Annotated in this window: 13 protein-coding genes and 2 tRNA genes; 10 read left to right on the top strand and 5 right to left on the bottom strand. The window is 69.7% G+C overall.

Going from position 1 to position 12,890, the window contains the following annotated elements:
* Window positions 1–40: 40 nt before the first annotated feature.
* The 3 genes from FHX33_RS04910 to FHX33_RS04920 all read right to left on the bottom strand — a co-directional run bounded on the left by FHX33_RS04910 (window position 41) and on the right by FHX33_RS04920 (window position 1,179).
* On the bottom strand, window positions 41–739 hold the full coding sequence (locus tag FHX33_RS04910) for a response regulator transcription factor (protein WP_021763903.1): 699 nt from the start codon (window positions 737–739) through the stop codon (window positions 41–43).
* Window positions 714–1,085, bottom strand: a complete 372-nt coding sequence (locus FHX33_RS04915) for a gamma-glutamylcyclotransferase family protein (protein WP_021763902.1) — start codon at window positions 1,083–1,085, stop codon at window positions 714–716. The genes FHX33_RS04910 and FHX33_RS04915 overlap by 26 nt, the downstream gene beginning before the upstream one ends.
* Before the next feature lie 20 nt (window positions 1,086–1,105).
* Window positions 1,106–1,179 (bottom strand) — tRNA-Gly (locus tag FHX33_RS04920).
* Window positions 1,180–1,277: 98 nt separating this feature from the next.
* Here FHX33_RS04920 and FHX33_RS04925 point away from each other — a divergent pair.
* The 6 genes from FHX33_RS04925 (at window position 1,278) to clpX (ending at window position 6,313) form a co-directional block, all read left to right on the top strand.
* A tRNA-Pro gene (locus tag FHX33_RS04925) sits at window positions 1,278–1,352 on the top strand.
* A gap of 60 nt (window positions 1,353–1,412) precedes the next feature.
* A complete protein-coding gene (gene tig / locus FHX33_RS04930; protein ID WP_183428226.1) occupies window positions 1,413–2,864 on the top strand; it encodes a trigger factor in 1,452 nt (483 codons plus the stop codon).
* A 75-nt stretch (window positions 2,865–2,939) separates the two neighbouring features.
* Window positions 2,940–3,422, top strand: a complete 483-nt coding sequence (locus FHX33_RS04935; protein WP_183428227.1) for a tetratricopeptide repeat protein — start codon at window positions 2,940–2,942, stop codon at window positions 3,420–3,422.
* 111 nt (window positions 3,423–3,533) lie between these two features.
* On the top strand, window positions 3,534–4,130 hold the full coding sequence (locus FHX33_RS04940; RefSeq protein ID WP_021762163.1) for an ATP-dependent Clp protease proteolytic subunit: 597 nt from the start codon (window positions 3,534–3,536) through the stop codon (window positions 4,128–4,130).
* A 29-nt stretch (window positions 4,131–4,159) separates the two neighbouring features.
* A complete protein-coding gene (locus FHX33_RS04945) occupies window positions 4,160–4,843 on the top strand; it encodes an ATP-dependent Clp protease proteolytic subunit (protein ID WP_021762165.1) in 684 nt (227 codons plus the stop codon).
* A gap of 195 nt (window positions 4,844–5,038) precedes the next feature.
* Window positions 5,039–6,313, top strand: coding sequence for an ATP-dependent Clp protease ATP-binding subunit ClpX (clpX, locus tag FHX33_RS04950; RefSeq protein ID WP_021762167.1), 1,275 nt, complete (start codon window positions 5,039–5,041; stop codon window positions 6,311–6,313).
* 18 nt (window positions 6,314–6,331) lie between these two features.
* Here clpX and FHX33_RS04955 read toward each other — a convergent pair whose 3' ends face one another.
* Window positions 6,332–7,639, bottom strand: a complete 1,308-nt coding sequence (locus FHX33_RS04955) for an ion channel protein (RefSeq protein WP_039921701.1) — start codon at window positions 7,637–7,639, stop codon at window positions 6,332–6,334.
* A gap of 100 nt (window positions 7,640–7,739) precedes the next feature.
* On the bottom strand, window positions 7,740–9,776 hold the full coding sequence (locus FHX33_RS04960) for a M3 family metallopeptidase (RefSeq protein ID WP_021762171.1): 2,037 nt from the start codon (window positions 9,774–9,776) through the stop codon (window positions 7,740–7,742).
* A 75-nt stretch (window positions 9,777–9,851) separates the two neighbouring features.
* Between FHX33_RS04960 and FHX33_RS04965 the strand changes: the two genes are divergently transcribed.
* The 4 genes from FHX33_RS04965 (at window position 9,852) to FHX33_RS04980 (ending at window position 12,881) form a co-directional block, all read left to right on the top strand.
* A complete protein-coding gene (locus tag FHX33_RS04965; RefSeq protein ID WP_021762173.1) occupies window positions 9,852–10,658 on the top strand; it encodes a class I SAM-dependent methyltransferase in 807 nt (268 codons plus the stop codon).
* A gap of 104 nt (window positions 10,659–10,762) precedes the next feature.
* On the top strand, window positions 10,763–11,401 hold the full coding sequence (locus FHX33_RS04970; protein WP_021762175.1) for an ArsR/SmtB family transcription factor: 639 nt from the start codon (window positions 10,763–10,765) through the stop codon (window positions 11,399–11,401).
* Window positions 11,398–12,696, top strand: a complete 1,299-nt coding sequence (locus FHX33_RS04975; RefSeq protein ID WP_021762177.1) for an MFS transporter — start codon at window positions 11,398–11,400, stop codon at window positions 12,694–12,696. Before FHX33_RS04970 ends, FHX33_RS04975 begins: the two co-directional genes overlap by 4 nt.
* On the top strand, window positions 12,693–12,881 hold the full coding sequence (locus FHX33_RS04980) for a hypothetical protein (protein ID WP_021762179.1): 189 nt from the start codon (window positions 12,693–12,695) through the stop codon (window positions 12,879–12,881). The genes FHX33_RS04975 and FHX33_RS04980 overlap by 4 nt, the downstream gene beginning before the upstream one ends.
* The last annotated feature ends 9 nt before the right edge of the window (window positions 12,882–12,890 follow it).

Genomic DNA, 12,890 nt, shown 5'->3' on the forward strand with positions numbered 1-12,890 from the left:
GCTTTCGTCGTCGATGAGCGGTTCACGCGCCATTCTGTCCTCACCGCTGCAGGAACGCCAGTACCGCGAGCACCCGCCGGTGGTCGTCGCCCGAGTCTTCGAGGCCGAGTTTCTGGAAGATCGCGGTCACGTTCTTCTCCACCGCGCCCACCCCGATCACCAGCTGGGCTGCGATGGCCGAGTTCGTCCGTCCCTCCGCCATCAGCCCGAGCACCTCGCGCTCGCGCGGCGTCAGCGCGGCCACGGGATCGACCCGCCGCGTCAGGAGTTCGCGGACGACCTCCGGATCGAGCACCGTGCCGCCCTGCGCCACCCGCGTCACCGCATCTCGCAGCTCGTCGAGCGACGCGATGCGGTCCTTCAGGAGGTAGCCGGTGCCGCCTTGCCCGCTCGCGAGCAGCTCCTGCGCGTACGTCCCCTCGACGTACTGACTGAGCAGCAGCACCGACACGCCGGGGTGCTCGGCGCGCAACCGCAGTGCCGCGCGCACCCCCTCGTCGCGGAACGTCGGCGGCATCCGCACATCCAGCACCGCGACATCAGGCGCCACCTCGCCGACCTCCGCGAGCAGCGACTCGGCATCGCCGTAGGCGCCGACCGTCTCGAACCCGGCCTCGTCGAACAGCCGGATCAGTCCCTCCCGCAGCAGCACGGAGTCGTCGGCGACGACGAGGCGGAGGGGAGCGGAGGCGGTGTTCGGCACGGGGATCAGCCTAGGGGCGGGCGTCGCCCTCGTCATCAGCGACGTAGACGAACGCCTCGACGCCGGACGCGAGCGTCACGACACGCCGGACGTAGTCGGCGACCTCGTAGGCATCGGTGGCGGCGAGCTCGGTGCCGTCGAGCTCGAGGAAGGCGCCCTCGACGACGTCGGTCGTCTCTCCTCGCCGCAGGATGGGGTGCCGATCCGACCCGGAGGTCGCGATCACGTCCGGATCGGTGATGACGAGCCAGTCGAGCCGGTATCCGGGAAGCGTGTCGGCGACGGTCGGCACCTCGCGTCCATAGAGCGCGCGCTGCACCTCGGGCTGCCGGAGCGTGCCGTACGAGAAGACGCGATGCGGGGCCGGAGTCGACGCGGTCATACAGACATCGTGTCAGGTGATGGAGGGGATGACGGGAATCGAACCCGCGTAATCAGTTTGGAAGACTGAGGCTCTACCATTGAGCTACATCCCCGAAGCCGTTGCACTGCGACGGCCGACGACCATCGTAGTACACGCGGGGGCCACCTCGTGTGCAGTAGACTTGCGCGTGGTCTTTCGCACCGTTTTAGCCGGGGCGTAGCTCAGCTTGGCTAGAGCGCCCGCTTTGGGAGCGGGAGGTCGCAGGTTCGAATCCTGTCGCCCCGACGAGGACCTCGTTCCTTGCGAGAAGACCACCGTTCGAACATTCAGGAGAACCCAGACATCGTGAAGACCACGGTCGAGAAGCTCAGCCCCACCCGCGCAAAGCTCACCATCTCGGTGACGCCGGAGGAGCTGAAGCCTTCCATCACCCACGCGTACGAGCACATCGCCGAGCAGGTCAGCATCCCCGGCTTCCGTAAGGGCAAGGTCCCGCCGGCGATCATCGACCAGCGAGTCGGCAAGGCCGCCGTGCTGGAGCACGCCGTCAACGAGGGTCTGGACGGTTTCTACCGTGCGGCCGTCGAGGAGAACGACGTGCGCCCGCTCGGCCGCCCCTCCGCCGACATCACCGAGTGGCCGGCCGAGGCCGACTTCTCGGGCGACCTCCTCCTCACCATCGAGGTCGACGTCCGCCCCGAGATCACGCTCCCGAAGCTCGACGACATCACCATCACGGTCGACGCCGCCGAGATCGCGGACAGTGACATCGACGAGGAGCTCGACAACCTGCGCAGCCGCTTCGGCACGCTCGTCACCGTCGACCGTCCGGCCAAGAAGGGCGACTTCGCACAGATCGACCTGACCGCCGAGATCGGTGGCGAAGAGGTCGACACCGCAGCGAACATCTCCTACGAGATCGGCTCCGGCGAGCTCATCGAGGGCATCGACGAGGCGCTCGACACGCTGACCGCCGGCGAGACCACCACCTTCGAGGCCCCGCTCATGGGCGGCGACCACGTGGGCGAGAACGCGCAGATCACCGTGACGCTCAACGCCGTCAAGGAGCGCGAGCTGCCGGAGGCGGACGACGACTTCGCCCAGATCGCCAGCGAGTTCGACACCATCGCCGAGCTGCGCGACAGCCTCCGCACCCAGGTGGAGCGCTCCAAGGCGTTCGGCCAGGGCACCTCCGCCCGCGACCAGCTCGTCGACACGCTCCTCGAGCTCGTCGAGATCCCGGTCCCCGAGCAGCTCGTCGAGGACGAGGTCCACCGCCACCTCGAGCAGGAGAACCGCCTCGAGGACGACGTGCACCGCGCCGAGGTCACCGAGTCGAGCCAGAAGACGTTCCGCACGCAGATCCTCCTCGACGAGGTGTCCAGCGCCGAGGACGTCAAGGTCAGCCAGGACGAGCTCACCCAGTACCTCATCCAGGGTGCCGCGCAGTACGGCATGGACCCGAACGAGTTCGTCAAGATCCTCAGCGAGAACGGCCAGATCCCGTCGATGGTCGGAGAGGTCGCCCGCAACAAGGCCCTCGCGATCGTCCTCGGCAAGGTGAAGGTCGTCGACAGCAACGGCAAGCCGGTCGACCTCAGCGAGTTCACCGCCGTCGCCTCCGGTGACGACGAGGACGAGGCCGCCGACGAGGCGACCGAGGCTCCGGCCGAGGAGGCCGCCGAGGCCCCCGCCGCCGAGGAGAAGCCGAAGAAGAAGGCTCCCGCCAAGAAGGCTCCCGCCAAGAAGGCTCCCGCCAAGAAGCCGGCCGCCAAGAAGGCCGCGGACGCGGAGTAATCCCATCGACGACGAAGGCCGGGTGCGCATGCGCCCGGCCTTCGTCGTTTCCAGGATCAGGACGAGGGGACGACGATGGACGACTGGCAGCGACGCGTCGACGCCGTGTGGGACGAAGCCGCGACCCGCGGTGAGGATGCGACACTCGCCGCGATCCTGGCCCTCGCGGCCGAACGGCCCGATGACGCGCTCGGGATGTACGAGACCGCCGGCGCCTACGACTACGCGGGCCGGGAGGCCGAAGCCGAGCCGCTCTACCGCCGCGCCCTCGACGCGGGGCTGGCCGAGCCGGAGCGCACCCGCGCGACGATCCAGCTCGCCAGCACACTCCGCAATCTCGACCGCCCGGAGGAGGCCGTGGAACTGCTGCGTGACCTCCTCGACGCGCGGCCGGGCGACCCGCTCGCGGCCGACGCGCACGCCTTCGCCGCACTCGCGCTGTACGACCTCGGCCTCCACGCCGACGCCCTGCGGGAGGCGCTCGCGGCCCTGTCGCCCCACATGGGCCGCTACGGTCGCGCCGTCGGGGCGTACGCCGCCGAGCTCGACGACGAGTGACTCCGGCCCCGCGCCTCCCGCGCCACGGCTCTCTGCCCAGGGCGAACACCACCGAAATGGCCGTGGCGCTCCGATAGATTCGATTCCAAGCGACAAGGAAACGGAGCGAACATGGCCGACCTGGGTATCCAGCCCAATGTTTTCGACAGACTGCTGAAGGACCGCATCATCTGGCTCGGGTCCGAGGTCCGGGACGAGAACGCGAACGAGATCGCCGCGAAGCTGCTGCTCCTGGCCGCAGAGGACCCGAAGCGCGACATCTACCTCTACATCAACTCGCCCGGCGGGTCAATCACGGCCGGCATGGCGATCTACGACACCATGCAGTTCGTGCCGAACGACATCGTCACCGTGGGCATCGGCATGGCGGCCTCGATGGGCCAGCTCCTGCTCACCGCGGGCACCAAGGGCAAGCGGTACATCACCCCCAACGCCCGCGTCCTGCTGCACCAGCCGCACGGCGGCTTCGGCGGCACCGCGAGCGACATCCAGACCCAGGCGCAGCTGATCCTCGACATGAAGAAGCGCCTCGCCGAGATCACCGCGTCGGCCACCGGCAAGTCCGTCGAGCAGATCAACGCCGACGGTGACCGCGACCGCTGGTTCACCGCCCAGGAGGCGCTCGACTACGGCTTCGTCGACCACATCCGCGAGTCGGCGCTCGACGTCGCCGGCGGCGGCGGCACCGACCCGGACTCGAACAAGTAGCGGACGCCGAAAGGACTAAGGACAACACAATGAACATCCCCATGCTCGGCGGGGCCCCCACCGGCGGCCAGGCCCTCGGCGGCGTGCAGGCGCCCGGCTCCCGCTACATCCTGCCCAGCTTCGAGGAGCGCACGGCCTACGGCTACAAGCGCCAGGACCCGTACGCGAAGCTCTTCGAGGACCGCATCATCTTCCTCGGCGTGCAGGTGGACGACGCCTCCGCGGACGACATCATGGCCCAGCTCCTCGTGCTCGAGAGCCAGGACCCGGACCGCGACATCGTCATGTACATCAACTCGCCCGGTGGCTCGTTCACCGCGATGACGGCGATCTACGACACGATGCAGTACATCCGCCCGCACATCCAGACGGTCGTCCTCGGCCAGGCCGCCTCGGCCGCCGCGGTCCTCACCGCCGCCGGCACCCCCGGCAAGCGCCTCGCCCTGCCGAACGCCCGCATCCTGATCCACCAGCCCGCCGTCGGCGAGGCCGGCCAGGGCCAGGCGTCCGACATCGAGATCCAGGCCCGCGAGATCCTGCGCATGCGCACGTGGCTCGAGGAGACGCTCTCGCGCCACTCGAACCGCTCGCAGGAGCAGGTCAACAAGGACATCGACCGCGACAAGATCCTCTCCGCGGACGAGGCCCTCGAGTACGGCCTGATCGACCAGGTGCTCACCAGCCGCAAGACGCTGCCGGCACTGGTCAAGTAAGCAGCTCCACGCCGAGGGGCGGGACGGTCGCATCGACCGCCCCGCCCTTCTGCGTCTCGGCGGCCGGATCTGCACCGCGCTGTCTGCTCTGGGCAGAAGCCCGTGTGACGTTATCGACCCGCCGGTGCGCACCATTGTCGCCCGCACAGGTTAGGCTCGTTGAGAAGACACCCGTGTAGTGGGAGGGGACGAGGGATGGCACGAATCGGGGAGAGCGCCGATCTGCTCAAGTGCTCCTTCTGCGGCAAGAGCCAGAAGCAGGTCCAGCAGCTGATCGCCGGTCCAGGCGTGTACATCTGCGACGAGTGCGTCGAACTCTGCAACGAGATCATCGAGGAGCGCCTCGCCGAAGCCGGCGAAGAGGCCGCCAGCGAGTTCGAGCTGCCGAAGCCGAAGGAGATCTTCGGGTTCCTCGAGGAGTACGTCATCGGCCAGGAGGCCGCCAAGCGGTCGCTCGCCGTCGCCGTGTACAACCACTACAAGCGCGTGCGCGCCAAGCAGACCATCACCGCGGCCGACGCCATGGACGACGTCGAGATCGCCAAGAGCAACATCCTGCTGATCGGCCCCACCGGCTGCGGCAAGACCTACCTCGCACAGACGCTCGCGCGCCGCCTCAACGTGCCGTTCGCCGTCGCCGACGCGACCGCTCTCACCGAGGCCGGATACGTCGGCGAAGACGTCGAGAACATCCTCCTCAAGCTGATCCAGGCCGCCGACTACGACGTCAAGCGGGCCGAGACCGGCATCATCTACATCGACGAGGTCGACAAGATCGCCCGCAAGGCCGAGAACCCGTCGATCACCCGCGACGTCTCCGGCGAGGGCGTGCAGCAGGCGCTGCTCAAGATCCTCGAGGGCACGGTCGCGTCCGTCCCGCCGCAGGGCGGCCGCAAGCACCCGCACCAGGAGTTCATCCAGATCGACACGACGAACGTGCTGTTCATCGTGGCGGGCGCCTTCGCGGGCCTGGAGGAGATCATCTCGTCCCGCGCCGGCAAGAAGGGCATCGGCTTCGGCGCCCCGCTGCACTCCAAGGGCGACGACATCAACCTCTTCAGCGAGGTCCTGCCGGAAGACCTGCACAAGTTCGGCCTCATCCCGGAGTTCATCGGCCGTCTGCCCGTCGTCACGACCGTCACGCAGCTCGACCAGACCGCGCTCATGCAGATCCTGACTGAGCCGAAGAACGCGCTGGTGCGCCAGTACCAGCGGATGTTCGAGCTCGACGGCGTGCAGCTCGAGTTCGAGCACGCCGCCCTCGAATCCATCGCCGACCTGGCCGTGCTCCGCAAGACCGGTGCCCGCGGCCTCCGCGCGATCATGGAGGAGGTGCTCGGCCCGATCATGTTCGAGGTGCCGTCCAGCTCCGAGGTCGCCCGTGTCGTCGTCACCAAGGAGGCCGTGCTCGAGAACGCCGCCCCCACGATCGTCCCGCACCGCCCGCGGCGCGAGGAGAAGTCGGCCTGACCGGCTCCCTCCGGTCGCTCACGCCTCCGGGCGGAGCGTCGGAGCGGTGAGTCCGTCGGCGCTGACGCGCGGTCGGATGAGCCACTGGGGCGAGCGCGTCACGACCAGCCACGCCGGCAGGATGGCCAGGCACAGGATCGGCAGCACGGCCACGCTCTGCGTCACGGCCAGCGCGACGAAGATCGCGATCCAGCCGTCCCGCGCGACGGCGACCGTCATCCCGAGCACCCCCGCGGCCACGGCGACGGCGAGCGGGATGCCCGGCACGAGGGCCGCGGCGAGCAGTCCGATCGCCGCCCCGATGAACACGGCCGGGAACACGCGACCCCCGCGGAACCCGGCGCTGGCCGCGACGAGCAGGGCTGCGATCTTCACGACCACGATCACCACGAGCTGCACCGCCGAATAGTCGGCCCGGTCGTGGATCAGCTCGCCCATCTGCTCCAGCCCCTTGAACAGCGTGAGCGGGCCGCCGATGACCCCGAGGACGCCGAGCACGACGCCACCGGCGAGGGAGACGAGAAGCGGGTTCCGGAGGCTGTGGAACGCGCGATGCACGGCCGGGAAGGCCGTGGCACCCAGCACCCCGAGCAGCGCCGCCGCCGTCGCGATCACGAGAGCCGAGATGACGTCCGGCCAGTGCACGTCGGTGTAGGCCGGCAGCGGCACGCCGAACTGCGGGTGCGAGAGCAGGACCATCGTCTCGGAGCCCGCTGCAGCGGCGACGAGGGGGAGGAACAGTCGATCCCAGAGGGCCCCGCCTCCGGGCGCGGCCGCGACGATCCCGGTGAAGACGAGCGCGGCGGCGACGGGGGTGCCGAACATCGCTCCGATGGTGGCCGAGGCGGCCATCAGGAGCACCAGCTGTGCGGGCACCCGCTTCCAGAGCCGCAGGACCAGCGCGACCAGCAGGCTCGCGTTGATGGCGATGATCGGGTTCTCCGGCCCGAGGCTGACGCCGCCGGCGAGCCCGAGCACCGCTGCCAGCGCGAGGGACGGCACGACCGCGGGCGGGAGCGGCGTCGTGACCAGCTCGGTCGTGGCGGAGTCGGGGCCGGCATGGCCGGGGAGCAGCCAGACGACGAGCCCCACCGCGGCGCCGGTGACCGTGAGCACCAGGAAGATCCACCATCCGGACGCCCCATCGACACCGATCGCGCCGGGCAGCGCCGTCCACACGGCCTTCTGCAGCAGGTCGGCGACCTCGTCGAGCAGCCACAGGGAGAGCGCGGAGAGCACCCCGATGAGGAGGGCCGGGATGCTGAGGAGCAGCAGCATACGGACCGTGGGTGCCGGCATCGGGCGCTCCGGACCGGCTGCGCTCATGGAGCCCCCTTCCCGCGGAGTCTGCGCCCAGGCTAGGGCCAGCCGCGGGAAGGGGGCTAGTACCGATGGAGAGCGGAGCCCGGTGGAGAGCGGAGCCCGGCTAGCCGCCGAGACCGCGCCGTTTCAGCAGCGGCTCGATGACCGCGTCGCGCCCGCGGAAGTCGCGGTAGGCCTCCAGCGGGTCCTTCGAACCGCCGACGCCGAGCAGGCGCGAACGGAAGCGGTCGCCGTTGGCGCGGCTGAGCCCGCCGTTCTCCTTGAACCACTCCACCGTGTCGGCGTCGAGCACCTCGCTCCAGATGTACGAGTAGTAGCCCGCGTCGTAGCCGCCCGAGAAAGTGTGCGCGAAGTACGTGCTCGCATAGCGCGGCGGGATCGCCGGTGCATCGAGCCCGACGTCCGCGAGTGCTTTGGCCTCGAAGGCGGCGACGTCCTCCACGGTGTCATCGGCGGTGATGGCGTGCCAGGCCTGGTCGAGCAGAGCGGCGGCGAGGTACTCGCTGGTCGCGAAGCCCTCGTTGAACGACTCGGAGGCGTGGAGGCGGTCGACCAGCTCCTGCGGCATCCGCTCGCCCGTCACGTGGTGCACGGCGTAGTTCTCGACGATCTCGGGCCAGAGCATCCACATCTCGTTGACCTGGCTCGGGAACTCCACGAAGTCGCGGAACACGTTGGTGCCGGCGAACTTGGGGTAGGTCACGTGGGCGAAGAGCCCGTGCAGCGCATGGCCGAACTCGTGGAAGAGCGTGTTCGTCTCGTCGTAGGTCAGGAGGGTTGGCTCGCCCGCCGCGGGCTTCGGCACGTTGAGGTTGTTGACCACGACCGTCGGCGTGCCGAGCAGCTCGGACTGCGAGATGAGCGGGTTCATCCACGCCCCTCCGCGCTTGGAGTCGCGGGTGTAGAGGTCGAGGATGTAGAGACCGAGCTCGCTGCCGTCCTCGTTGCGCACCTCGAAGACGCGCGCCTCCGGGTGGTAGGCGACGAGGTCGGGTCGCTCCTCGAACGTGATGCCGTACAGGCTGGTCGCGGCGTGGAAGACGCCGTCGTGCAGCACGCGCTCGGCCTCGAAGTAGGGGCGCATGGCGGCGAAGTCGACGTCGTACTTCTCCTGCCGCACCGCGTCGGTGAGGTGCGCCCAGTCCCAGCTCTGCACGGAGTCGCCCTCGGGGAGCCGTCGTTCGAGGTCGTCCTGCTCGGCCCGGGCGTTGCGGGCGGCGGGAGGGGCGAGCCGGCCGAGCATGTCGGCGACCGCCTGCGGGGTGCGGGCCGTCTGGTCGGCGGTCACGAAGGCGGCGTGGGTGTCGAAGCCGAGCAGGCGCGCACGCTCGGCCCGCAGCCGGGTGATCTCGAGCACCAGTGCGCGGTTGTCGTTGTCGCCCCCGCGGATGCCGCGCGAGCGGGAGGCCGTCATGATCCGCTCCCGCACGTCGCGGCGGGTGAGCGAGGCGAGCCACGGGTGACCGGTCGGGAGCACGAGGGAGACGACGTACTTGCCGTCCAGTCCGCGCTCGCGCGCGGCCTCGGCCGCGGCCGAGATCTCACCCTCGCCGAGGCCGTCCAGCTCGTCGGTCGAGTCGAGCACGACCGCGAGGTCGTTCGTGTCGGCGAGCAGGTTCTTCTCGAACCGGGTCGTCAGGGTCGAGAGGCGCTGGTTGTACTCGCGCAGGCGTTCCTTGTCGGCGTCATCGAGGCCGGCCCCGGCGAGAGTGAACTCGGTGTGATACCGCTCGACGAGGTAGCGGGACTCCGCATCCAGGCCGAGGTCGTCGAGCTGGTCATGGACGGCGGCGATGCGGGCGTACAGCGCCGGGTTCAGCAGGATGGCGTCCTGGTGGGCCGCGAGCTGCGGCGCGATCTCCTCTTCGAGCGCGTTGGTGAAGTCCGTGCTGTCGGAGGAGCTCTTGTTGAAGAAGACTTCGGCGACGCGCTGGAGCACGCCTCCCGAGCGCTCCAACGGCAGGAACGTGTTCTCGAAGGTCGCCGGCTCGGGGGAGGCCGTGACGGCCTCGACCTCGGCGAGCTGCTCCGCGAATCCGCGCTCGAAGGCGGGGCGGTAGTGCTCGTCCCGGATCTCGGCGAACGGCGGCAGTTGGTAGGGGAGGGCGCTGGGGGAGAAGAACGGATTCGTGTCTGCCATCAGTCCAGCCTACGGCCAGCGGACGTCCATGTAACGTGGCGCGGAGGCCTCCGCCGCCGTGCATACGATGTCAGCATGGACGCTCAGCAACGCTACACACACGGTCATCACGAGAGCGTGCTCCGGTCGCACGAGTGGCGGACGCTGGAGAACTCCGGCGCCTATTTCGCGTCGCTGCTGCATCCCGGAGCGGCTGTGCTGGACGTGGGCAGCGGTCCCGGCACGATCACGTTCGACATCGCCGCCCGCGTCGCACCCGGGCCGGTGGTCGGGATCGACGCGAGCGCGGACATCGTGGAGCACGCCACACGGTCGGCCGCCGAGCGCGGTGTGGAGAACGTCACGTTCTCGGTCGGCGACGCCTACGCGCTGGAGTTCCCGGACGCGACATTCGATGTCGTCCACGCGCACCAGGTGCTGCAGCACATGGGGGATCCGGTGGCCGTGCTCCGCGAGCTGCGGCGGGTGACGAAGCCCGGGGGACACGTGGTCGCTCGGGACGTCGACTGGGGCGGGACCATGTGGGCGCCCCAGCTGCCCGGCCTGAGCGCGTGGATGCGCGTGAACCAGGCCGTTCAGCGGGCGAACCACGGCGAGCCGTACGCGGGTCGGTTGCTGCGAGGATGGGCGCTCGAGGCGGGCTTCGAGGAGGTGAGCAGCTCGGCGTCGATCTGGTGCTTCGCGTCGGCGGACGACCGGCGATGGTGGGGAGAGTCCTGGAGCGTCCGGGTCGTGGACTCCGACTTCGCCCGCCATGCTCTCGATCACGGCATCGCGAGCAGTGCCGAACTGGACGAGATCGCCGCCGCGTGGCTGGAGTGGGTGCGGACGCCGTCGGGCTGGTACGGCATGCCCCACGGGGAGATCGTGGCCCGCGTCTGACGTCGGCGGTGTGCGGGGGTGGGCCCATTGCAAAGAAGTAGTTGCAAAGAAGCAATTGCAAAGAAGTAGTTGCAAAGAAGTCTTTGCGATTGTATTCTCGTCACATGTCCACCGATGAAGAGCGCGAGTCGACCCCGGCCGAGCAGAAGCCGCCGGCGATCTCGCACCCCATGCACGACGCCCTCGGGATGGAGGCGCTGCGTGCGCTCGCCCATCCGCTGCGCGTCGAGATCATGAACGAGCTGTCCGACTTCGGACCGGCGACGGCCAGCGGCCTCGCCGAGCGCCTGGGGGAGTCGAGCGGCTCCACGAGCTACCACCTGCGCCAGCTCGCCAAGCACAACATCATCGTCGAGGACGCGGAGCGCGGCTCCGGTCGCGAGCGCTGGTGGCGTATGGCTCCCGGCGGCGTCACCATCGGCTCTCTCGAGACGCTGGCCACGCCGGCCGGCCGCGAGGCCAACGAGCTCATCTCCCGCGAGTGGCAGCAGAACAACGAGCGCCGCCTCACCGCCTTCGTGCGCCGCGGCCTCGACGTGTACGGCGCCGAGTGGATGCAGGCGAGCACGCTCTCCACCTCGCACCTCGAGCTCACGATCGACCAGCTCGCCGAGTTCGGCCGCGAGTACTACGCGCTGCAGGATCGGTTGAAGGAGAAGTGGAAGACCCAGGACACCGAGGGGCGCAAGCGCGTCCAGGTGCAGTTCAACGCGTTCCCGCTGGTGGAGGCCAGCGAGCGATGACCGCCGCGCCCGAGCCGCGCGTGCGCCGGTCGCCGATGGGGGCCGGGTTCAACCGCCTGTGGACCGCCGCCATCGCCAGCAACCTCGCCGACGGCATCGGGCGCACGGCGGTCCCGCTCATCGCCACCACCCTGACACGCGACCCCGCCCTGATCGCGGGTGTCACGGCCGTGACGTTCCTGCCGTGGCTGCTGTTCGGCATCCCGGCTGGCATGCTGCTCGACCGGGTCGACCGCCGCATCGCGATGGCGGTCGCCAACAGCCTGCGGTTCGCCGTGGCCGCACTGCTCGCGGCGCTGATCTCCGCGGACGCGCTCACCATCTGGTGGCTGTACGCCTGCGTGCTGCTCTTCGGCCTCGGGGAGACGGTGTTCGACAACGCGACCACGACGGTCGTGCCGAGTCTCGTCGGCCGCGATCAGCTCGACCGGGCGAACGGCAGGATGCAGTCGGCCGAGATCGTCGTGCAGAACTTCGTCGCCACACCGATCGCGGGTTTCCTGTTCGCGGTGGCGCTCGTGCTGCCCGTCTGGCTCACCGGGTCCGGCTTCCTCATCGCGGGCCTGCTCGCGCTGACCATCCCGGTCGCCGCCGCCCGGGCGCATGTGCAGGCGACGGAGGCCGAGCTCGCGTCCGGAGCGGCGGTCGCCCGGCCCGGGATGGGCGCGGTCGTCCGCTTCCTCACGGGGCACCGCTTCCTCCGCAAGATGATCATCCTGACGTCGCTCACCGCGTCGGCCCTGGCCTTTGCACAGGGGAGCGTCGTGCTCCTGCTCCTGCAGACGTTCTCGGTGCCCGAGGCGCTGATCGGCGTCGTGACCGCCGGCGTGGGCGTCGGGGCGCTCGTGGGCGCTCTCATCTCGAGCGCGCTCGTCGCGCGTTTCGGCCGCGGACGGATCATGTTCTGGTCCATCCTCGTCAGCGGCATCGGGATCCTCGGGGTCGGCGTCACGGCCAACGTCGTCGTCGCCATCCTCAGCTACGCGGTGGGCGCCTTCGGCGTCGCCGTCTGGAACGTGCCCTGGGGTGCGCTCCGCCAAGTCCTCATCCCGGGCGACATGCTCGGCCGTGCGATGGGGATCGTCCGCACGATCGGCTGGGGGCTCACCCCGATCGCCACCGTGCTCGGCGGGTTCGTCGCCCGCATCGACCTCCGGCTGCCGTTCGTCATCGGCGGCGGCGCGGTGGTCGTCCTCACCCTCCTGTGCACGCGCCTCCTGTTCAGCGCCCGCACCTACGACGCCGGCGCCACGGAGCCCGCGCCCCAGCCCGTCCCGGAAGGATCCGCCTCATGACCACCGTTTATGTGCTCCCGGCCCACCGATCGTGGACCCACCGCACCGCACTCCGCATCGGAGCCGCTCTGACCGCCTGGGGCGCACGCCCCGTCCGCCGCTCGTCGCACCACGCCGAGCGCGTCGATCTCGTCGAGGCCACGCGCGACAGCGCCGCGCGCCTCCTCCCGCAGCTCCCGCGCTAGCCGATGCCG

It is taken from the genome of Leifsonia aquatica, from assembly GCF_014190775.1.
Lineage (GTDB): Bacteria > Actinomycetota > Actinomycetes > Actinomycetales > Microbacteriaceae > Leifsonia > Leifsonia aquatica.

Coding starts and splice junctions, on each gene's coding strand:
- FHX33_RS04910 (WP_021763903.1), bottom strand. CDS start 739: ATGACGAGGGCGACGCCCGCCCCTAGGCTGATCCCCGTGCCGAACACC.
- FHX33_RS04915 (WP_021763902.1), bottom strand. CDS start 1,085: ATGACCGCGTCGACTCCGGCCCCGCATCGCGTCTTCTCGTACGGCACG.
- FHX33_RS04935 (WP_183428227.1), top strand. CDS start 2,940: ATGGACGACTGGCAGCGACGCGTCGACGCCGTGTGGGACGAAGCCGCG.
- FHX33_RS04940 (WP_021762163.1), top strand. CDS start 3,534: ATGGCCGACCTGGGTATCCAGCCCAATGTTTTCGACAGACTGCTGAAG.
- FHX33_RS04945 (WP_021762165.1), top strand. CDS start 4,160: ATGAACATCCCCATGCTCGGCGGGGCCCCCACCGGCGGCCAGGCCCTC.
- clpX (WP_021762167.1), top strand. CDS start 5,039: ATGGCACGAATCGGGGAGAGCGCCGATCTGCTCAAGTGCTCCTTCTGC.
- FHX33_RS04955 (WP_039921701.1), bottom strand. CDS start 7,639: ATGAGCGCAGCCGGTCCGGAGCGCCCGATGCCGGCACCCACGGTCCGT.
- FHX33_RS04960 (WP_021762171.1), bottom strand. CDS start 9,776: ATGGCAGACACGAATCCGTTCTTCTCCCCCAGCGCCCTCCCCTACCAA.
- FHX33_RS04965 (WP_021762173.1), top strand. CDS start 9,852: ATGGACGCTCAGCAACGCTACACACACGGTCATCACGAGAGCGTGCTC.
- FHX33_RS04970 (WP_021762175.1), top strand. CDS start 10,763: ATGTCCACCGATGAAGAGCGCGAGTCGACCCCGGCCGAGCAGAAGCCG.
- FHX33_RS04975 (WP_021762177.1), top strand. CDS start 11,398: ATGACCGCCGCGCCCGAGCCGCGCGTGCGCCGGTCGCCGATGGGGGCC.
- FHX33_RS04980 (WP_021762179.1), top strand. CDS start 12,693: ATGACCACCGTTTATGTGCTCCCGGCCCACCGATCGTGGACCCACCGC.